General features: G+C 60.6%; 14 protein-coding genes, 1 tRNA gene and 1 pseudogene. 9 read left to right on the top strand and 7 right to left on the bottom strand.

The window, feature by feature from the left end; all coding sequences use genetic code 11:
• The first annotated feature begins 2 nt into the window (after positions 1-2).
• Together ACTJKM_RS02030 and ACTJKM_RS02025 are read left to right on the top strand one after the other, a co-directional pair.
• Entirely contained in the window at positions 3-914 is a 912-nt protein-coding gene (locus ACTJKM_RS02030) for an ABC transporter permease subunit (RefSeq protein ID WP_058325407.1), read from the top strand.
• 3 nt (positions 915-917) lie between these two features.
• A complete protein-coding gene (locus ACTJKM_RS02025) occupies positions 918-1,736 on the top strand; it encodes an ABC transporter permease subunit (protein ID WP_058325408.1) in 819 nt (272 codons plus the stop codon).
• An 88-nt stretch (positions 1,737-1,824) separates the two neighbouring features.
• Here the strand turns inward: ACTJKM_RS02025 and ACTJKM_RS02020 are convergent, their stop codons facing one another.
• Entirely contained in the window at positions 1,825-3,648 is a 1,824-nt protein-coding gene (locus ACTJKM_RS02020) for an AsmA family protein (protein ID WP_058325602.1), read from the bottom strand.
• A gap of 185 nt (positions 3,649-3,833) precedes the next feature.
• On the opposite strand from ACTJKM_RS02020, the gene ACTJKM_RS02015 reads away from it, so the two are divergent.
• On the top strand, positions 3,834-5,786 hold the full coding sequence (locus ACTJKM_RS02015) for an acetoacetate--CoA ligase (protein ID WP_113511373.1): 1,953 nt from the start codon (positions 3,834-3,836) through the stop codon (positions 5,784-5,786).
• 298 nt (positions 5,787-6,084) lie between these two features.
• Here ACTJKM_RS02015 and ACTJKM_RS02010 read toward each other — a convergent pair whose 3' ends face one another.
• Positions 6,085-7,767: an ABC transporter permease gene (locus ACTJKM_RS02010; protein WP_065372773.1), complete on the bottom strand. Its 1,683-nt coding sequence runs from the start codon at positions 7,765-7,767 to the stop codon at positions 6,085-6,087.
• A gap of 92 nt (positions 7,768-7,859) precedes the next feature.
• Positions 7,860-11,516, bottom strand: a complete 3,657-nt coding sequence (locus ACTJKM_RS02005; RefSeq protein ID WP_058325410.1) for a PAS domain S-box protein — start codon at positions 11,514-11,516, stop codon at positions 7,860-7,862.
• A 228-nt stretch (positions 11,517-11,744) separates the two neighbouring features.
• On the opposite strand from ACTJKM_RS02005, the gene ACTJKM_RS02000 reads away from it, so the two are divergent.
• Together ACTJKM_RS02000 and ACTJKM_RS01995 are read left to right on the top strand one after the other, a co-directional pair.
• Positions 11,745-12,194: a phasin gene (locus tag ACTJKM_RS02000; protein ID WP_057250983.1), complete on the top strand. Its 450-nt coding sequence runs from the start codon at positions 11,745-11,747 to the stop codon at positions 12,192-12,194.
• 192 nt (positions 12,195-12,386) lie between these two features.
• Positions 12,387-12,463: transfer RNA gene (locus tag ACTJKM_RS01995), tRNA-His, on the top strand.
• A 65-nt stretch (positions 12,464-12,528) separates the two neighbouring features.
• Here ACTJKM_RS01995 and ACTJKM_RS01990 read toward each other — a convergent pair.
• Entirely contained in the window at positions 12,529-12,729 is a 201-nt protein-coding gene (locus tag ACTJKM_RS01990) for a hypothetical protein (RefSeq protein ID WP_143032880.1), read from the bottom strand.
• A 336-nt stretch (positions 12,730-13,065) separates the two neighbouring features.
• Between ACTJKM_RS01990 and ACTJKM_RS01985 the strand changes: the two genes are divergently transcribed.
• Positions 13,066-14,829 (top strand): adenylate/guanylate cyclase domain-containing protein, encoded by a 1,764-nt coding sequence (locus ACTJKM_RS01985; protein WP_058325412.1) that lies wholly within the window; start codon positions 13,066-13,068, stop codon positions 14,827-14,829.
• Positions 14,830-15,099: 270 nt separating this feature from the next.
• Positions 15,100-15,780, top strand: coding sequence for a peroxiredoxin-like family protein (locus ACTJKM_RS01980; protein ID WP_058325413.1), 681 nt, complete (start codon positions 15,100-15,102; stop codon positions 15,778-15,780).
• A 74-nt stretch (positions 15,781-15,854) separates the two neighbouring features.
• On the opposite strand, the pseudogene ACTJKM_RS01975 reads toward ACTJKM_RS01980, so the two are convergent.
• The 3 genes and pseudogenes from ACTJKM_RS01975 to ACTJKM_RS01965 all read right to left on the bottom strand — a co-directional run.
• Positions 15,855-15,971, bottom strand: a pseudogene (locus ACTJKM_RS01975) (LysR family transcriptional regulator); the annotation flags it as partial.
• Between the two features lie 319 nt (positions 15,972-16,290).
• Positions 16,291-16,533 carry a hypothetical protein gene (locus ACTJKM_RS01970; RefSeq protein ID WP_057250975.1) on the bottom strand — a complete coding sequence of 81 codons (243 nt, stop codon included), beginning with the start codon at positions 16,531-16,533 and terminating at the stop codon, positions 16,291-16,293.
• Between the two features lie 577 nt (positions 16,534-17,110).
• Complete coding sequence (locus tag ACTJKM_RS01965; protein WP_058320540.1) at positions 17,111-17,419, bottom strand: hypothetical protein; 309 nt, start codon at positions 17,417-17,419, stop codon at positions 17,111-17,113.
• A 476-nt stretch (positions 17,420-17,895) separates the two neighbouring features.
• On the opposite strand from ACTJKM_RS01965, the gene ACTJKM_RS01960 reads away from it, so the two are divergent.
• Both ACTJKM_RS01960 and ACTJKM_RS01955 read left to right on the top strand, forming a co-directional pair.
• Positions 17,896-18,237 (top strand): hypothetical protein, encoded by a 342-nt coding sequence (locus ACTJKM_RS01960; protein WP_057251108.1) that lies wholly within the window; start codon positions 17,896-17,898, stop codon positions 18,235-18,237.
• A gap of 659 nt (positions 18,238-18,896) precedes the next feature.
• Positions 18,897-21,287 carry an arylsulfatase gene (locus ACTJKM_RS01955; protein WP_058325414.1) on the top strand — a complete coding sequence of 797 codons (2,391 nt, stop codon included), beginning with the start codon at positions 18,897-18,899 and terminating at the stop codon, positions 21,285-21,287.
• Positions 21,288-21,326: the final 39 nt, after the last annotated feature.

The raw sequence follows: 21,326 nt of genomic DNA, 5'->3' as shown, positions 1-21,326 counted from the left end.
ACATGACACGCGTCGCATCCGCTCTCTTCAGCCGCCTCGTCATCATCATCCCCTATGCCTGGCTGCTGTTTTTCTTCCTTATCCCCTTCTTCATCGTCTTCCGCATTTCGCTGTCGCAGACGGCAGTGGCGATGCCGCCCTATACGCCGGTCTTCGATCTCTTTGGCGGCCTGTCCGGAATCCTTGAAAAGGCGCGGGAGTTCTCGCTCGACAATTATGTCTGGCTGACGGAAGACGTCCTCTACTTCAACGCCTATGTATCGAGCGTCATCATCGCGGCGGTTTCGACTGTCCTGACGCTGCTGATCGCCTATCCGGTCGCCTACGGCATGGCGAAGGCACCGAAGACCATTCGGCCGACGCTCTTGATGCTGGTGATCCTGCCGTTCTGGACGAGCTTCCTGATCCGCGTCTACGCCTGGATCGCGATCCTGAAGCCCGAGGGTCTGCTCAATCAGTTCCTGATGAGCATCAACGTCATCGACCAGCCGTTGATCATCCTCAACACCAACTGGGCGATCTATATCGGCATCGTCTATTCCTATCTGCCCTTCATGGTGCTGCCGATCTATTCGTCGCTCGAGAAGATGGATCACACGCTGACCGAAGCGGCACTCGACCTCGGCTGCACGCCGTTTTCAGCCTTCTGGCGCGTGACCTTCCCGCTCTCCTTGGCGGGTGTCGTCGCCGGCTGCCTGCTCGTCTTCATTCCGGCGGTCGGCGAGTTCGTCATTCCCGACCTACTCGGCGGCTCGGAAACGCTGATGATCGGCAAGACGCTCTGGAACGAGTTCAACGCCAACCGCGACTGGCCGGTATCCTCGGCAGTGGCGACGATCCTGCTTCTGATCCTGGTGCTGCCGATCGTCTATTTCCAGAACGCGCAGGCCAAAGCCGACAGCGAGGGGAGGTAGGAGATGGGTACCTGGTCTCGCTTCAACATCGCCTCGATCGTGCTCGGCTTCGGGTTCCTCTACCTGCCGATCGTGCTTCTGGTGATCTTCTCGTTCAACGAGTCGAAGCTCGTCACGGTCTGGGCGGGCTTTTCGACCAAATGGTACACGCAGCTCTGGCACAATCAGGCGCTGCTCGATGCCGCCTGGGTGACGATCCGCGTCGCACTGATCTCGGCGACCTGTGCAACGGTGCTCGGGACGCTGGCGGCGCTGGCGCTCGTCCGCTTCACGCGCTTCCGTGGTCGCATGCTGTTTTCCGGCATGGTCTACGCGCCGCTCGTCATGCCCGAGGTGATCACCGGCCTGTCGCTGCTGTTGCTCTTCGTCGCGATCGGCCTCGACCGCGGCTTCTGGACGATCACGCTGGCGCACATCACCTTCACCATGTGCTTCGTCGCCGTGGTCGTGCAGTCGCGGCTCTTAAGCTTCGACCAGTCGATCGAAGAGGCAGCGCTCGATCTCGGCGCCACCCCGGTCCGCACCTTCTTTGCGATCACGCTGCCGGTTATCGCGCCGGCAGTGTTTTCCGGCTGGGTGCTGGCCTTCACGCTGTCGCTGGATGATCTGGTGATTTCGAGCTTCACGACGGGACCGGGCGCCACGACGCTGCCGATGAAGATCTACAGCCAGGTGCGGCTCGGCGTGACGCCGGAAATCAATGCGATCTGCACGATCCTCATCGGCATTGTCGCAATCGGGGTCGTCGTTGCCTCCATCGTCACCAAGCAGCGTGAAGCGCAGCGCGAGCGCGACGAGCGGGCCGCCTTTGCGCAATCCTGAGCGGGAGAAGCTCCACGCTTGGCGTGAAGCGGCTTTTGTCCGGTTATGAACCGCAAGCCAACGGCCGGTGTCTCGACGCCGGCCGTTTTCAGTTGGGTTCGCCGAGGACCGATAGGGGCGAGATCACCGCATTCGGCCAGGACCCGCCGACGAAGAAGCGCAGCCTTTGTCCGGCATTGAGTGTGTCGATGAACGTGCCGGCGAGTGCCAGGCTGCCGGTGCGATAGGGAATGACGCCATTGACCGAGAGGCTGCCGGTTTTGCCGGTGAAAAGCGCCTGGTTCAGCCGCGCCGACCCCTGGCCGAAACTGGCTTCGATGTCGGCCGTCTGGAAAGCGAAGCTGCCATCGCTCGCCTGAGCCAGCGAGAAGAACTCTCCCGCCCTGACCAGGTCCGCAAAGGCGTTTGCGTCGAAACTGGAGAGGGTGCCGTTGGCGAGCGAGAGCCTGATGCGGCCCGAAGCCTCGGCCGCCTGCTCAGTCCAGAACGGATGCTCGGTCACCAGGTCGAAGTTGACGTTGCCGCGGCCGGACGGGATCGGGCCGGTAAACCCGAAGTCCGCGAGCGCTGCGGCGAGGTCGGCATTTTTCAGGACAAGTTCGAGTTTGCCGCCCTTTGCCAACCCCGCTTCCGAGACGGCGATCCGGCCACTGAGCCGGCCATTGGCATAGGTGCTGTCGGCGATGTCGATGGAAGCGCGCCCATGGTCGATGATGATGCCGGCCGCCACATCCACAAGCCGCAGCGGGCCGACCAATGCCTCCTGCGCCGACAGGCGGACATCGGCACGCCAGGTCCGCGCGAAAGCGTCACCGAGCTGCTTGGCGATGTCGTCAGGCTCCACCGGCAATTGATCGATGAGGGGTTGCAAACCGTTGAGGCCGATGCGGTCGAAGGCGAGCGTGCCCTCAATACGGGGCGTATCGTTGGCTGGCGTGGAGACGTCGAGAACACCGGTCGCGTTGGCGCCGCCCAGAGCAAACTGCAGATCGTCGAGCTTCAGGGAGCTATCACCTGTCGTGACATTGGCGCTGAGGTTGAAACTGCTGTCGGGCAGGGCACGCTCGGCTTTGCCCTCGAACCAGGCCGCCAGCGTTTGCAGGGATGCGGTCGAAAGCTGGAGCCGGCCCGAACTGATCGGTGTTTGTGAGAGACTGCCGACGCCTTCGAAAGAGAGGTTCAATGGCGTTGAGGTCAGCGATGTCCTGAGCGTCGTATCGCGGCCGGCAAGAAGCACCAGCGGTTCGTTGCAGTCGAGCGTCCAGGTTACCAGCTGTCCACCAATGCTGCCCGAGAACTGGGCGCCCAGAGGCTCGGAGAAGGACGGCCACTTGACCGTTCCGGAGATGCCGGAAAATTCACGGGTCTGATTGGTAATGAGATCGATGACCTGCAGGCGTCCGTTTTCGACCGTGACGTCACCGAAGGGCGTATCGTCGCCGGAGGTCGATCGCTCCGGCACAGTCAACCAGTGTGGACGTTGCCAGTTGAGCGTGCCATCCGTCCGCCTTTCCAGCGTGACGACCGGCTCGATCAAGCGGATGTCCTCGAGGTCCGGGTCGCCATCGATGGCTGAAAGCAGGCTGAAGGACGCGGTTATGCTGCCGATATGCACGAGCTTGCGCGATGTGCCATCTGCCGTCTCGATCGTCGCGGAGCGCAGCGTGAGGGTCGGTTCCGGCCAGAAGCTGATCTCGGGATTGCCTGTTATCCGGCTTTTCCCACCTGACCAGGCGTCGAGCATGTGCTCCACCGTCGGGCGCACGTCGGCGGTCGAAATCAGCAGAGGCAGTGCGGCATTGTAGGCGACAGCAAGCCCCACTCCGATCGCTGCGGCCCACAGGAAGTGGTGACGGCTGAGCCGCGACCGCAGGCGTGCGTCGCGCATCTTATGCAGGAAATTCCGTGTCATGTCTGCCCGGTCGCCATCGCTTGGATCTCGCATGTTGGATAGGCCTTCGGTCTTCAGAAATCAAATGCGACGGACAGGAAACAGACAGGTAAATGTCGCCGGCGCGATGCCGAGACGACTGCAGGTACTGTTTATTTTGCGATGCAGCATGGTATAGAGAGCATGGAGTAGGAGTGGAGGAAAGCATGCAAGCAGAGCAGCCATTGTGGGTTCCGAGTCCAGAGATCCGTGCGCATAGCCCAATGGCTGAATTCATCGCCTGGTGCAGCGAACGCTTCGGCAGAACCTTTGCGGATTATGACGCGTTCCATGCATGGTCGGTGGCCGAGCGTGGTGACTTCTGGACCGCAGTCTGGGAGCATTGCAACGTCGTCGGGGAGCGTGGCGCGACTGCCCTCGTCAATGGCGACCGGATGCTCGATGCCCGTTTCTTCCCCGAAGCGAAACTGAACTTCGCGGAGAACCTGCTTCGCGAAACCGGCGATGGCGATGCGCTTGTCTTCCGCGGTGAGGACAAGGTCGACTACCGCCTGTCGTGGAATGATCTGCGTGCTTTGGTGTCGCGACTACAGCAGGCGCTGAAAGCGCAGGGCATCGGCCCGGGCGATCGCGTCGCGGCGATGATGCCGAACATGCCGGAAACCATCGCGCTGATGTTGGCGACCGCCTCGATCGGGGCGATCTGGTCGTCCTGCTCTCCCGATTTCGGCGAGCAGGGCGTTCTCGATCGGTTCGGCCAGATCGCGCCGAAGCTGTTCATCGCCTGCGACGGCTACTGGTATAACGGCAAGCGCCAGGACGTCGACGCGAAGGTGCGCGCGGTCTCCGCGAGCCTTGCAGTGCCGGCGCTGATCATACCCTATGCCGGCGACAGCGCAGCGCTTGCGGCCTCGATCGCGGGCGGCAAGACTCTCGGAGATTTCACCGCGCCGTTCGAGGCGAAGACGCTGACGTTCGAACGGCTTCCGTTCAGCCATCCGCTCTATGTGCTGTTTTCGTCGGGCACAACGGGTGTTCCGAAGTGCATCGTTCATTCGGCCGGCGGCACCTTGCTGCAGCACCTGAAGGAGCACCGATTCCATTGCGGCCTGCGCCGCGGCGAAAACCTCTTCTACTTCACCACCTGCGGCTGGATGATGTGGAACTGGCTGGTCTCGGGCCTGGCGGTCGGCGCCACGCTTTGCCTCTTCGACGGCTCGCCCTTCTATCCCGACGGCAACGTGCTCTTCGACTATGCCGCCGCCGAGAAGTTCGCCGTGTTCGGCACCTCGGCCAAGTACATCGATGCGGTCCGCAAGGGCGGCTTCGTGCCGGCCAAGACCCATGATCTCTCCACCTTGAGGCTGCTCACCTCCACCGGTTCGCCCTTGTCGCCGGAAGGCTTCTCCTTTGTCTACGAAGGCATCAAGTCGGACGTCCAGCTCGCTTCGATCTCTGGCGGCACCGATATCGTCTCCTGCTTCGTGCTCGGCAATCCCTTGAAGCCGGTCTGGCGCGGCGAGATTCAGGGGCCCGGCCTCGGATTGGCGGTCGACGTTTGGAACGACGCGGGGCAATCCGTGCGCGGTGAAAAGGGCGAGCTCGTCTGCACCAAGGCGTTCCCGTCGATGCCGGTGATGTTCTGGAACGACCCGGAGGGCGCCAAGTATCGCGCCGCCTATTTCGAGCGCTTCGACAATATCTGGTGCCATGGCGACTTTGCCGAATGGACCGAACATGGCGGCATCATCATTCACGGCCGCTCCGACGCGACGTTGAACCCCGGCGGCGTGCGCATCGGTACCGCGGAGATCTACAATCAGGTCGAGCAGATGGAGGAGGTCGCAGAAGCCCTCTGCATCGGGCAGGATTGGGAAGACGACGTGCGCGTCGTTCTCTTCGTTCGCCTCGCATCTGGTATCGCGCTTACCGACGATCTGACCAAGGCGATCAAGAACCGCATCCGCATCGGCGCGTCGCCGCGCCACGTGCCGGCGAAGGTGATCGCGGTCACCGACATCCCCCGCACCAAGTCGGGGAAGATCGTCGAGCTTGCCGTTCGTGACGTCGTGCACGGCCGTCCGGTGAAGAACAAGGAGGCGCTCGCCAACCCCGAGGCGCTCGACCTTTTTGCCGGGCTCGAGGCCCTTAAAAATTGAGGGCGCGTTAACTTGTTGGCGCTCCCCGAATTAACCACGCCTTCAGACTTGCTGAAAAATCACTAAAATTGCGGAGCCGCCTGGTAAGGTCTTGTTAGGAATTGGGGGCGCATGGTCATGTCAACTTGAGGCCGGTCGATGTAAGTCGGCGCTCGGCAGCGATGCCGCCGCAGACATGATGTCATCCCTTCTCGAGCACTTGTTGGTTTAGCATTCGATTATCGAGGTGGCCTCCCAGCCACCTTTTTTTTATGCCGTTGCTGCCGTCAGAAACGCGCAGGGGGCTTCCCGATACCTATCAGGATCGGCCTTCGAGAGACCGCGACACGGCAATGACCGGGATCATGCCGGCGATGACGATGATCATGGCGGCGACCGAAGCATCCTCCACCTTCGCCCGCGAGGCATCCTCGTAGACGAGGGTCGCGAGCGTGTTGAAGTTGAAGGGTCGCAGCATGATCGTGGCGGATAGCTCCTTCATCGTTTCGATGAAGACGAGCAGGGCCGCAGTCAGAACGGCTGGGCGCATCATCGGCAGCAACACGGTGCGCAGGGTCTGTCCGCCCGTGCGCCCGAGCGCGCGCGCGGCCATGTCGAGATGCGGAGAGAGCTTCTGGAAGCCGGCTTCGAGCGTGCCTTCCGCCATTGTAAGAAAGCGCACGCTGCAGGCATAAATGATGGCAAAGCCGGTGCCGGTCATCATCAGGCCGGTGGAGATGCCGAAGGTTTCCCGCATGCCGGCGTCGATCGCATTGTCGAGAGCAGCGAGCGGAAAGAGCACGCCGATCGCCAGCACCGTGCCGGGCACACCGTAGCCGAAGGAGGCGAGCCGCCCGGCCGTGTCGGAGACGCGGGAGTGCCCGGTGCGCGCCGCATAGGCCAGCACGAAGCCGAGCAATACCGTGGCCATCGCCGTCGCGCCCGAAACCAGGATGCTGTGGAAGAGCGCGTTCAGAAGGCGAGGCTCCACGAACTGGTCGATCCGCTTCAGGGCAAAATTGCCGAGGATGAAGAACGGCACGGCGAAACCGGAGAGGACGGGCAGCAGGCAGGCGAACATTGCCGCCCATTTCTTCCAGCCGGTCAGCGACAGCCGGACGGCGTCGTGAACCGCCGAGGTCGTCTTCTGGCTGGAAAAGCGCTGGCGGCGGCGTGCGGCCCGTTCGATCATCATCAGGCCGATGACGAAAACCAGCATGATGCAGGCGATCTGGGCGGCGCCCGCAAGACTGCCGCGGTTCAGCCAGGTATCGAAAATCGAGAAGGTCAGCGTCTGCACGCCGAGGAATTCGACGGCACCGATATCGTTCAAGGTCTCCATCGCCACCAGCGTCAGGCCGATCATGATCGCCGGGCGAGCCATCGGGATCTGGATGCGGAAGAACACTTTCAGCGGACCGGCGCCGAGCGTGCGCGCGACGTCCGCAGCCGCCCGTCCCTGCATCAGGAACATCGAGCGGCAGGCGAGGTAGATGTAGGGATAGAGCACCGAGCTCAGCACCAGCACCGCGCCGCCGAGCGAGCGGATATCCGGAAACCAATAGTCGCGGCTCGTCTTGAAGCCGAAGATCAAGCGGATCAGGCTCTGCACCGGCCCGGTGAAGGTGAAGAGCTCACCGAAGGCATAGGCCGCAAGATAGGCGGGGATGGCGAGCGGCAGCACCAGGGCGGCGGAAAGAAATCGGCGAAGCGGAAACTCGCAGCTTGCCACCAGCCAGGCGGTCAGGATGCCGATGATTGCCGTGGTGGCACCGGTCAGCGAAACGAGGAGCAGCGTTCGCCCGGTTGCGCGCGGAATGACGTTTTCCATGAGATGCGGCCAGTTGCCGCCCCCGCCCGAAACAGCGAGCCACGCGATCGCAATGATCGGCATCAGCACGATCACCGACGTCAGGCCGGCCCAGGTCGCCAGGAGAGGATGGGAAAGACCGGTTCCTGCACGTGCAAGACGCCGCTTTGTGCTCTGAGTGGTGGACTGCAATCGATCGATTCCGAAGCGAGACGGCAGGAATGGCTAACCGGTGGCCAGCAAACTGGCCACCGTGAGTCAACATTTCCTTATAACATCCGGTCTCAGTTCGCCAAGACGCGTTGTGACGGGAAGGAGATTTCCACCAGCGTGCCTTCGTTCGGCGCGGAGGTGATCGAGAAGTGTGCCCGGTTCGCTTCGGCCATGGCCTTCGTCAGCGGCAGGCCAAGCCCGGTGCCGTCGCCGCGCTTGCGTGCGCCCGTCGTCACCTGTCGGAATGGCTTCATCGCCTGGTCCAGCTCGTTGCGCGTCATGCCGACGCCGGTGTCGCGGATCCGCAGGATGACGCTGCCGTTCGCCTCGTAGGAGGTCGACACGACGATCTGACCGCCTGAGGGCGTGAAGCGGATGGCATTGGCCAGGATGTTGAGCGCGATCTGCTTGATCGAGCGGCCATCGGCGACGACGTTCGGCACGGCTGCCGAAAGCGAGGTGCGGATGATGACGCGCTGGCTGTTGGCCTGGGGCTGGACGAGAGACACGGCCTCGGAAACCGCCTCGTTGATCTCGACGGCGCCGAAGTCGAGCTCCATCTCTCCGGCTTCGATCTTCGAGATATCCAGGAGATCGTTGACGATATCGAGCACATGGCGGCCGGAGCGGCCGATATCGCCGGCATATTCGATATAGCGCGGGTGGCCGACCGGGCCGAAATGTTCACTCGCCATCATGTCGGAGAAGCCGATGATCGCGTTGAGCGGCGTGCGGATCTCGTGGCTGACGCGGGCTAGGAACTCGGTCTTGTGGGCGTTTGCCGTTTCCGCCGCGCGCTTGGCGTTCCGGAGCTCTTCTTCCGTCCGCTTCCACTGGGTGATGTCGCGGATCACGGCGCAGAAGCCGTTCGATGCCGAAAGCCTTCCGATGGTCATGAACAGAGGGATGAAGCCGCCATTGGCCTCCCGCCCGATCACCTCGCGGCCGTCGTTCAGCACGCTTGCGACGCCGTGGCCGGAAAGGCCGTGCAGGTAGTCGATCACGGCCTTCTGGCTTTCATGGGCAAAGAGCGCCGCGAAGGGTTTGCCGCGGATCTCGGCCTCGTCATAGTTGAAGAGCGCGCTCGCCGAGCGGTTCACCGAGCGGATATCGCCGTCATGGCCGAGAACGACCACGCCATCGGTGGCCGTTTCCAGAATGGATTTGAGCTCGTCGATTTCCGTCTTCAGGCGATCGACCTGTTCGCCGCCTGCCACCGCCTCGTCACTCTTGGCCGGCTGGACGCTTGGCGCGCTTGCCGGCGTCAGTGCCAGCATCAGCGCGCTGTTGCCGCCCCAGCGGATCGAGTGCAGGCGCGCGATGACCGGCCGCAATTGGCCGTCCTTGCGGATCAGCGTCATCGTGCCGTCCGGTTCGCCGTCGATCGCCTCTTCGCCGTTGGCAAACAGCGCGTCTATGCCGCCTTCCTGTGCGAACGCGTCGAGATCGCTATAGGCCGTGAGCCGCAGGAACTCCGGATTGGCATGCAGCAATTGCTCGCCGCGATGGACGAGCATGCCGATCGGCAGGCTGTCGAGGATCTCGCCGCTAAGACCGATGTCGGCCGTTTGCTGCTGGACGTCGGTCTCGCTGGCGGCGTCGCGTGTCTCTGCGTCAAGCTCGGTTTCGCTTCCGCTTGCCGCGACAGGTGCTGCGTCCTCAATTTCCGGCTCGTCCGACGGGGGCTGCAGCGAAGCGGTGTCGTCGTTCTCACCCGCAAGGAGGGGCCCGTCTGTTGCCGCGCTGACTGTTTTGCCGCTTTCCGACGCGGCGTCTTCCTCTTCAGGCGGCTTGCCGAAATTCTCGCCCAGTTGCCGGGCGATCTCGCGAAAGGCCGCCTGTTCGCCGCGTGTCAGCCCGTTCGCCGCGCGGTGCTGCTCAAGCTCGACGACCTTGTCGGAGGTTCGCCGGCCTGGTGTCTCGACGACGCGCAGCACCGGGCGCTCGCCCTGGAAGGGATTCGAGGGGGGCGTGGGCTCTTCGACAAGGCTTTCCTCTTCAGGTGGAAGTTCCGTTGCTTCCGGCACGACCGAGAAAAGCGGCAGGTCTTCGGGTTCGGCAGCGCTGCCTTCGCCCGTGATAGTCTCTGTCGCAGGTTCAGGTGCGGGCGACGGTTGTTCTTCGGCCTGCGGTCCGGCCGCAACCCGGCCTTCGGCCTCAGCCTCGCCGGCTGGACTTTCGCTCTCGGCCCGTTCTGGCAGGGGCTCGTCCGTCTCCGCCTCGGTGAGGCCGAGCGCCAGGCCGTTGGCGTTCTCGTCCTCGACGGCATCGGCCAGGCGCACGATGCCGAAACCGCGGAAGCCGTCGAATTCGCGCGAGCGGGAATAGGTGGGTAAAGCCGCAAGATCGACCGGAACCTTGAGGCTCGTGCCTTGAATGGGCCAGAAAATCGTCTTGCCGGACCAGGTGTCGCGTCGCTGCAGCAGCGTGCCGATCTTGTGGTCGCGGTCGAGGTCGTAGCGTACCGCGACTTCGGTGAAGCTTGCGCCAATCACGTCGGCCGCGCGCGGGCCGACCGCGGTTGCGAATTCCTCGGAGATTTCGCTGAAGCGGCCCTCGGCATCGATTTTCCAGACGAAACGCACCGCACGACCGCCGGGCGTGAAGACGAACTCCGCCGGCTCCCCGGCAGCCTTGTCCACTTCGGTGATTTCGGCCGTTTCGTCTTCGGCTGCCTCGACGACAGCCGCTTCGGCAGCGATTTCAGTGGTCTCGACGCTCAGGTCCTCTGCGTCGGGTTCGTCCGCGGACGGTGCAATTGTCGTCTCGTCGGCGGTACTGGACGGCTCCGGCTCGATGACAGCGTCCGCCAGGACGCCCACTTCATCCGTGACCTCGACACCGTTGTCGATCTGCTGTTCGACGTCCGATGCGTCGGGTTCGTCAGCCGTTTCCAACGGCTCGAGCGGCGCCAGGCTTGCGGCCGGTTCGTCGCCCATTTCGTCGGTTGCCAATTCGGCGTCGGTCGCAATCTCGCTTTCGTCCGGACCCTGATCCTGGACGGGCGGCAACACCGGCGCTTGCTCGGCTGCAGGAGAGTGTTCCTCGGGGTCGAGAGTGCCGAGAATGGTCTCGACGGCAAAGAGCAGGTGCAGCGACGGATCGTCGGCGATCTTGCCGACGGCTGCCGGCAGATGGCCCTTGCGGGTGGCGACCGGCCGTTTGATCAGCCAGTCGTGGTCGCGCGAGACCGCGACGACGAGTTGCTTGCGCGTCTCGTCCGACATGCCGAGGTCGGGAAAACCCGAGGAATGCGCGACAACGGCGCCCTCGCTGTCGAGCACGGCCATGTGGGTGTCGGGGCCGTCCAGGCCGGCGATCATGCGTGCGGCCCGATCTTCGATCGAAAGCGGTGCGCCTGCATGCGGCGCGGTGAAGAGCACGGCATCCTCGTCCGGCCGAACGCGGATCATTTCGACGGCGACATTGAGCGGCGTGCCGCGAAAGCCTGAGTACTTGCGGATCGAAAGCTGGCGGCGATCGCCGACGCGCACGAGTTGCGCGGCTGCGGCGCGCAACTGGCGCAGCGAAAGATCGTTCTGTTCCGGTCCTGCATCGATGAAGTCATAGATCGATCCGGCACCGAAGAACGCGGCGCCCTGATCGTTTGCCCAGAGGATGCGTGCGAAGTCCCGCGAAAACAGGATCGCCGCATCGCCACGGGCGAAATGCTCTCGCACCCGCGCATGCACGGCGATGTCGATGAAAGGATACTGTCTCGCGGGCATGAACGGGCCTATTGACGGATCGCTTACGGGTTAACACTCTATTAATACCCGGCGGATCCGCGGGGGTCCAGCGAGGCCGAAGCTTCGTCCCGGCTTTCACCGCGAAAGGTTAATGCCCGGGTTTTTGTGCGCTGCACAATTTTATTGCAATGCACAAGGAGGTCGACTATATAGTGCGCATCAAGCAACGGCGCCTCAGAAGAGGGCCTGACACCAAGGAGCGCTTTCATGGCTACCAAGAAGACCGACGACGTATTTTCCCTTTCCTCGTTCGACCCGGCGAAGATCACCGACAGCTTCCGCGATTTCGCGGAAAAGGGTGCCGCCCAGTCGAAGGAAGCCTATGCCAAGATGAAGACCGCCGCCGAAGAGGCGACGAAGACCGTCGAAGCCACGCTTGAAAGCGCTCAGACCGGCACCGTCGAAATCGGCCTCAAGGCGATCGACGCGCTGCGCACCAATGCGGAAAACTCGCTCTCGCACATGGAAGCGCTGCTCGGCGTGAAGTCGCTCTCCGAGTTTGTCGAACTGCAGACGAGCTTTGTCCGCAAGCAGGCCGAGCTTGCCGTCGAGCAGGCCAAGTCGATGCAGGAAGCGACCAAGAAGGTTGCCGAGAACGTCGCAAAGCCGGGCAAGGAAGCTGCCGAAAAGGCAATGTCCTCCTTCAAGAAGGTCTAAGCCGACCGACTGTGCTGCCTGGCGGGGAGCGACAGACCTTGTCGCCACCGGATCTGCCGGGCGCGCCGAAATCCAAAAAGACCGGATGGGTTGCCATCCGGTCTTTTTGCAGGATAATCTCAAGTTAAGGCTTGCAAAGCGACGGAAGTCTCCGTATGTGAGCCGCCAAGCGACACACATGTCGCGAGCAGTGCGGTTGTAGCTCAGTTGGTTAGAGCGCAGGTTTGTGGCACCTGAGGTCGTAGGTTCGATTCCCACCAACCGTACCATTTCCTTCTTATCTCATTGATATTGAAGCGCTTGCGTAGCAGCCATCGCCGCAAACATCGCGCGCTCAGAACAGCTTGGCCATCGCTCTCAGCGCCACCACGTCATCGACGCCATTCTGGTAAAGCTCGAACAGCCGGACTGCCAGCTCCTTAGCCTCCGATGAGCGGCGCGGAAGATTTCTCTCTCTAATCGCATCCCTGAAGACGTCTTCGATCTTGATGAATTCACCCGGCAGGATTGGCCGGCCCGTAACAGCGACAAGCATCGTTCCATCCTCCTTCCTCAATTCCGTATGCGAACCGCTTCTGGGGCGGGCCGCCTGTTCATCGCGGTCGCCCTGAGCCATCGCACAGGGTTTTTCCGATGGAGCAGAAACGCAGGAAGACAACTCCCTGTTCCTGCCGCTGCGCTACCCAAATCGGGCTAATCGGCTGCATGGCTGCCGCCCGAGGTGGATGAGAGACGGTCCAGTTGGGCCAACTGCCTATGGCGGGTCTCAGGCGTGAACAGGCAAGCCGCAGACCGACCGCAGACTGAATAGACATTGGGGCCATCCGCCGGTAAAATTTTGAGAAAGGATTCTCGGAAGGCGCCGCAATCCATGGCCAACGAATCCATCAAGCGCAGACTCGCCGCCATCCTGGCTGCTGACGTCGTCGGCTACAGCCGGCTGATGGAGCGTGACGAGACGAGCACCTACACGCGGCTCATGGCGCGGTGGAAAGAGGTGCTGGAGCCGCTCGTCGCCACCCACCAGGGCCGGGTCTTCAAGACGACAGGGGACGGCGTGCTCGTCGAATTCTCCAGCGCCGTCAATGCCGTCGAATGCGCCGCAGCACTTCAGCGGGAAATGATGGCCGCAAACAGGGATGTCCCGGCGGATCAGGCGATCGTGCTTCGCGTCGGCGTCAATATGGGCGACATCATGGTCGCCGACAGCGATCTCTATGGTGATGGCGTGAATGTCGCGGCCCGGATCGAGGCGCTCGCCAGACCCGGCGGCGTCGCCATCTCGGATGGTGTTCATGAATATATGCACGGCCGCATCGACCTCCGCTTCACCGACAGCGGTCACCACGAGGTCAAGAACATCGAACGCCCGGTGCACATCTGGAGCTGGTCGCCGGACGAATATGCGGGCGCTTCTGTCGAGGTCGTCGCCGAAACTCCGCCGCAGCTACCGGCTCGGCCCTCGATCGCCGTGCTGCCGTTCGACAACATGTCCGGCGATCCGGAGCAGGGTTATTTCGCCGACGGCATCACCGAGGACATCATCACCGATCTCTCGAAGGTTTCCGGCCTCTTCGTCATCGCCCGCAATTCCTCCTTTGCCTACAAGGGCAAGTCGCCGGATATCCGCAAGGTGAGCCAGGAACTTGGTGTGCGCTATGTCCTTGAAGGCAGCGTGCGCCGCGCCGCCAACCGTATCCGCATCAACGCCCAGATGATCGACGGCACGACGGGCGGTCATCTCTGGGCCGAGCGCTACGACCGCGGCATCGAAGACATTTTCGAGGTTCAGGACGAAGTGACCCGCACAATTGTCACGGCGCTCAAGGTGAAGCTGACGGCCGGCGAGGAAGAGCGACGCGAAAGCCGCGGTAAGGTCGATCCGGAATCCTATGATCTGCTCGTCCGGTCCCGTCAGGCCATTCTGCGGTTCGATGCCGTGTCGTCAGCGGAGGCGCGCAGCATGCTCGAGCGCGCTATCGCCATCGATCCGGGTTTGGCAGCCGCCTACGCGTCCCTCTCGATCATCGCCTTGACCGATTTCATCAACCGATGGAACGGCGGGACGGTGGACAATCTGGAGCGTGCCTTGGAACTGGCGCAGAAGGCTGTTGATACCGACGACAACGAGCCGCATGGCTATCACGCGCTTTCAATCGCGCTCTGCTGGATGCGGCGTTTCGATGAGGCCGAAAGCGCCGCCCAACGGATGATCAAGCTCGATCCCAATTCCGCCGGTGGCCATACCGCCCTCGGCACGATCCGGGACTTTCAGAGCCAGTTCGAAGACGCGCTGCCGTTCTATACGCGGGCTCATCGGCTCGATCCGCAGTTCGACCTGTCGCTGCATTTCCTGGGGCGGACCTTGCTGAACCTCGGCCGCTTCGACGAGGCCGAGATCGCCTTCATGCGCCGGCTGGCGCTGGCGCCGCGATCCGACATGACGCGCTTCTATCTCGCCTGCCTCTATGGTCGCACCGGGCGTCACGAGGAGGCGCGGCGCTATTGGCACGAGGTGTTCGAGGTCAACCCGAACTTCTCCATCGACCACCTCAAACGGGCCTTGCCCTATCGGGACCCTGCCGTGCTCGGCCGCCTCGTGGATGGACTACGGGAAGCCGGCATTTCCCTTTAGATGCGACACCGGACAGCATGCGTTCTGAGACGCTCTGATCCATCGCTTCTGGACCATCGCTCATCAACGAGGGGAAGGGCGCGTGTCAGGAAGTCCATGCGGCCTCGCCGGGGTAGCGTCCCGTGGCGCGATTCACCGTTTACTGCTTGCTCGCGAGCCAATGTGGGACCATTCTCAGGTTGATCCTGGCTATACGCTAAGACGAGAGGTCAGGCCGTGCGCCGCTGTGCGGCCTCTTCTTTATTGGTCCTTCGGGCGAGGAGGTTGACCATGTCTCCACAATATCAGGACCATCCGCTACGACTGGGCGACCAGGCTCCGAACTTTGTGCTGGATGCGATCTCACGCGAGGGCAAGATCGCCCTTGATGATTTTCGCGGCCGTCGTCCATTGTTGGTCGGGTTGTATCGGGGCCTGTTATGTCCCTTCTGCCGTCGCCATGTCGCGGCAATGGCACAGTTAAACCCGGCTTTGCGCGAAAAAGGCGTGGACTCTCTGGCGGTGGTGAACACCCCGGTCGAACGCGCGCGGCTCTATTTCCGCTATCATCCGATCCCCGGCCTTCTTGCTGCATCCGACCCGGAGCGGGCGTCACACCGCGCCTTCGGCTTACCCCTCCTCGAGTTCACGGAGGATGAAACCGACTGGCCACACAAGGTCGGAATGGACCTGGTCAAGACGATGCGGGTCGATCGGCCGGGGGAATTGCCTGAACCGATGGACCCGGCAACCGCCGGCGATCTTCTGAGCGAAAAGGATGGGTACGAAATCACAGACGCCGATCAGCAGGTGAGGACACCCGGTCATATGCAGCTTGTCGGCCATTTTCTGCTCGATCGAGAAGGTGTGGTGCGCTGGAGCTTTACAGAAGTTGAGGACCAGGGTCAAAATATGTGCCAGGCGCTCAATCCCAAGGAACTGATGGCGGCCGCTTCACAAGTCGCACATTGATAGCGAAAATTCGCTCGACGAGGCCGCCGGGTTGCCGACGCGCGATTGTGGCGGATTTCTCCGATTCAGGCGTGTCAGACGAAGATCTGATGTTCCGCCGTCACCAGTTCCTGCAGGAAAGCCACGACTGTGCGCACGCGCACGAGCTCGTGGGCGCTTTCGTGATAGGTGGTCCAGTAGGCGCGGCGGATGGGCGTCAGCCAAGCGGCGCGATGAGCGGTGGACTCGTTCGTGACGAGCTTTCACCAGAAAACTCCATAGAATGTGATATAGATTATGACCCCAAGGGAAATCGCAAGCGATGACCGGATCATGAAGTCAACGAATCTGAATTGATATCCGAAGCTTCCAATGTACGATCTCATGGTTTTCTTCCTTTCTTATTTTGTTTGTGATCGACTATAGCCGTGCTCTGGCCATGTTTGGCAGTTTGTACTTCTCCTCCGAGGGGTGGGCCCAAGGTGTTATTTGATTAATTGGAAACAAGCGCCTTCCCGCGAATAGGCGACATTATTCCGAGCTGCCGGGCTTACGTTTCTGTTTGCAATAGAATGCCCGTGCGGCTGTCAGCAGCGCCTCTTCGTCCAGTGGGTAGAGGCGGAACTCGGTCATGAGAAATTGCGCCAGCCGCTGAATTTGTTGGCCCTGCCGCGATATTCCGCACTCAGCACAAGCCGCGTCAAATACGCGCCGGAGCACGCCAATTTCGGTCTCACTCAATGCCGGGACGATATCATCGGAGTACCCGTGCATAGAGCCTCTCTTTCAATTGTTGAACATCTGCGGGTGCCCCGGGGCGCGTCGCGTTTAAACGGCCTCGTGCAACGCGCTTCGACAGTTTGATTTCACGCGTGTCGCTATCGCCAAACCGCTGCGCACTTTTTGCGCGACATGCTTTAGGGCGTGTTGAGAGTACGCAGAGCCCGCGCCGCATTCTTTTGGCTGAGCCCCGTCATCGTCCATGAACCGATCTTTGCCGGCACGCCCGTGAACACATGGTAGATGGTGTACGACCTGTCGCATTCGACGCGGCGTCCGTATTGATAGAGCCTCATGGATCTGTTGGGCGCCCCGCCTTCCGATTCCCATACACTAATGGCGAGTGCGTGTTCTTCGTCGCTATTTTTCATATCGCGTCCCTAACCTCGGTTTCGGTGTGTGTTCCAATGTTCAAAGCCGTCTGTCTCTCTGGATGGCTTCCTGAAGAAAATCGTCTGAACAGCACCGATGCATCCTTACTTCTGTGATGAGGGCGATAGGTTTCGGTCGCATAGGCCGACATCTTCGTTCGACTTTTGGGGCTAACTGACGAGCCAAGCGGCAAACGCCGTTACCCATCGAATTGCTGTCTCTCCGATTTGGGCGAGAGGGAGATTGCGTGCCTGTCGCGGTCCACTGCGATGAGGCCTTCAAGCTCCTCAGGATCGATGGCAACAAGTCGCATTTGGTATTTGTTCTCGACCGTCGCCGGCAGCTTGATGAGGGTCGCCACGCGGCGATAAGCCAGCCAGGAGATGCCTTCAATCAACTCCTCGTCCTCATCAACTTCGTAGTCGCCCGGGGCCACCATCTCGCAGAGGCCTGGCATCCAGAACGGTTCATCGAAATGGACGGTTCGGTATTTCGTACGGGTAAACATACTGCCCCCTTTCTTATGGCGAACGCCGTTCGCAAGGTTCAGCCAAATCGGGCTGGTCTGGCGCCAATGCAGCGCGAACAACTGCCGTCAAGGATCGATGATTGGTGAGTTTGGCGGTCTGGAGCCTCTGACGAAGCAAAAAGCCAAGCTGGCCTAAGAACGACGTTTAATCTGTATCCGATGATTGAGGCTTTACCAAGATATTTTGGGAGTATTAGACGGACTCATGAAAAATTTCTGGAGAATTCGACGTCAGTTGATATATATAAATCCAGAGAAAGATCAAGAATTATGTATTTCTATAAATATTAGTATCAATAATTAAATATCGAATATTTCACATTAACATCGATTCTTGATTGTTTACATTGACGTTTTTAAAGCGCAAACTGGAAAATCTGGATTGCCATTGGCTCATGGTCCGAGCGCGGGCCTGTAACGATCCCGATAATCACCTGATTAGAGGGAGCAAAGTCATGACACTCGATCGAATTTTTGAATGGACAAGACCCTACGCCATTGGTTTAGGCATTGGGCTTTTCGCGGCGCCGATTGTCGGTTTCAATGCTGGATGGCTTACGACCACGACTGCCAGCACGCGGGCGGCGGAAACCGCTCAGGTGGATGCATTTGCGGGCATCTGTTCAAGCGCAGCAGGACGAATGGCTACTGCCAGAAGCACGGACCTCGCTGCAATCAAAGGCTTCGACAATCGTGCGAAACGCGATGAATTCGTAGCCGCAATCATGACCGATATCCAAGTTCCGGCAGGTCTCGTAGGCAAGGTCGGTACGAATTGCAGTCGCTCATTGTCCTGAGTTGCTGTGGACGCCGTGCACTGGCATCGCAACCAAAATGAAAATTAGGAGGTCGCCGTGAGGAACTTTACTCTCGCTCGATTCTATACGTACGATTTCACCCGACTGTTCGTCGCGCTTGGGTTTACGCTCGCGATAGCCGTGATTGTCTATTCCGCGCTGTTTGGAAGCATCTTTTAGTCGTGTGGATGGCACATGGGCCTTGGTTCCGTATGGAGCCCTGACTGGCACTTCTGGTCGTCTCGTCGCTCATGTGCTACGTACGGTTTGCCTGTCGCCGCGAGGACGCCATCCTCGAGCTAAGCTGGTGCGCGCCGAGGTCTCGGCGAGCGCTAGCTGTCAGCGCAGGTGCGTGCGGTCGGCGAGCAGCGTGCGAATGATCGCGTCAGCATCGCCTTGGAGTGTTCTCATCGGCGGGCGGAGGGGGTGAGATTTTGCATAGTAGTTTGCACCGCAGATGATGCCGATGCAGCTGATAAGCGTTTGAAATCTAAAGAACCTATCGCAGTGTCGTCCCCACGCAACGTTATGCGTTTCCCTCAGATTGTCCCACGCTGACACCCAGTCCGCAGGGCATGCGAACCGGCTTCGTAACTGTTACAACCTTGCCTAATTTTAGCATTCTGTAATTCTCTTTTTTTCACCGGAGGAGAAGCGACATGCTAAGACTAGGTACGCTCTTTCTTGCCACCTTGAGTTTGACGGCAGCTTCGAATTTCAATGCCAATGCGCAGGAAACCACGGGTGAATTGGGTTCGCCCAGCGCAACAACGACGATCGACGGTCGATATCTACCGAACCCGCCGGCGGCGTTCGGTGGAGAAATCGGCCTCGACGCGAAAGCCTCAAAACCCTATTGGCCACCGCAGATCGTCCCCCGAAAGGGCGCCCCGAACATCCTTCTGATCATGACCGATGACGCTGGATACGGCGTTGCGGGCACTTTCGGAGGCGTGATCCCCACGCCGGCACTCGACCGTGTCGCAAACGCGGGGTTGCGCTTTACGCAGTTCCATTCCACCGCGCTCTGCTCGCCGTCGCGCGCCGCGCTTATCACCGGCCGCAATCACCATTCAGCGGGTTTCGGCGTCATCTCCGAGCAGGCAACCGGCTATCCCGGCTATGACTCGATCATCGGCATAGAGAACGCTACGATCGGCGAGATCCTGAAGCAGAACGGCTACGCCACGTCCTGGTTCGGAAAGAACCACAACACGCCCGCTTTTCAGTACAGCGCCGCTGGTCCGTTCGATCAATGGCCGACGGGTATGGGCTTCGACTACTTCTATGGGTTCATGGGTGGCGACACCAATCAATGGGAGCCGTACCTGTTCCAGAACACCACCCAGATTTTCCCCTGGACCGGTAAGCCCGACTACAACCTCATAACGGACACGGCCGACAACGCCATTGATCATATAAAGCAGCTAAATGCGGCAGCACCCGACAAGCCGTTCCTCGTTTACTACGTGCCCGGTGCCACTCATGCCCCCCACCATCCAACCAAGGAATGGATCGACAAGTTCAAGGGCAAGTTTGACATGGGGTGGAACGAGTTGCGCGAGCAGATTTTCGCCAATCAGAAAAAGCTCGGCGTCATTCCCGCCAACACGCAGCTAACCGAATGGCCAGAGAGCCTCCCGAAATGGGATTCTCTCGACGAAGAGAGCAAGAAGCTGTTCGCGCACCAGGCTGAGGTGTTTGCTGCCTACGTGGCCTACTCGGACCATGAGATCGGGCGGGTTATCCAGGCCGTCGATGATCTGGGTAAGCTCGACAACACCCTCGTCATCTACATTGAAGGTGACAACGGCACCAGCGCCGAAGGAAGCGTGCTCGGAACCCCGAACGAACTGATCACGATCGAAGGCATGCAGATGCCGGTCGCAGAGCAGATGGCGTTCTATGATAAATGGGGCTCCAACCAAACCTATCCGCATATGTCGGTTGCCTGGTCATGGGCGTTTGACACGCCGTTCAAATGGACGAAGCAGGTTGCTTCGCACTTCGGCGGCACGCGTCAGGGCATGGCGATGTCCTGGCCCGCACGGATCAAGGAAGCCGGTGGAGTTCGCACTCAGTTCCACCACATGATCGATATCGTTCCTACGATCCTCGAAGCAACAGGCATAACCGCCCCGGTTATGGTCGATGGCGTTGCGCAGAAACCGATCGAAGGCGTGAGCATGGCCTATACATGGGACAATGCCCAAGCCTCATCTGCCCGCAAAACGCAATACTTTGAAATGTTCGGCAATCGCGGCATCTACAGCGATGGCTGGTATGCCTGCACGACACCACCAGCAGCGCCGTGGTTGATGGGCACGACGGCGATGCCGGACGTCGTCGATGGCTATAAATGGGAACTGTACAACCTCACTGAGGACTATTCCCAGAACAACGACCTTGCTGCAAAAATGCCGGAAAAATTGCACCAGATGCAGGAACTGTTTCTGATGGAAGCGGCGAAGTACGACGTCTTCCCATTGGACAACTCGATCCTGGAACGCCTTGAGACGCCACGGCCGAGCGCCACCGCCGGACGGAAGGAGTTCAGCTACGCCGGCGTGATGCCAGGTATTCCGACAAGCAATGCACCCAACGTCATCAACAAATCCTACACGATCACCGCAGAGGTAACCGTTCCCGAAAACGGCGGCGAAGGTATGCTCGTCACCACGGGGGGGCGCTTCGGTGGATACGGGTTCTATCTCCTCAAGGGCAAACCCGTATTTCTGTACAACTTCGTCAATATGGAGCGCTTCCGTTGGGAGGGGCAGGACACCCTTTCATCCGGCAAGCACACGCTGGTGTTCGATTTCAAATCTGACGGACCCGGCATGGGCAAGGGCGGCACTGGCGTCCTGAAGGTGGACGGCAAGGAGGTCGCGAACGCGAAAATACCACACACGATCCCGGCGCTCATGCCTTGGGATGAGACTTTCGATGTGGGCGTCGATACTCGCACAGGTGTAGATGAAACTGATTATCAGGTCCCGTTCGCCTTTAACGGTGAAATCGCAAAGCTTACCGTCAATCTGCAGCCGTAAACCTTAATTTGCGGGCTTTGGGGATTTGCGTCCCAGAGC

The sequence above is a fragment of the Ensifer sp. 22460 genome (assembly GCF_052044935.1).
Lineage (GTDB): Bacteria > Pseudomonadota > Alphaproteobacteria > Rhizobiales > Rhizobiaceae > Ensifer.
Note: the sequence above shows the minus strand (reverse complement) of the source record. Positions and strands in the feature narration are given on the sequence as shown.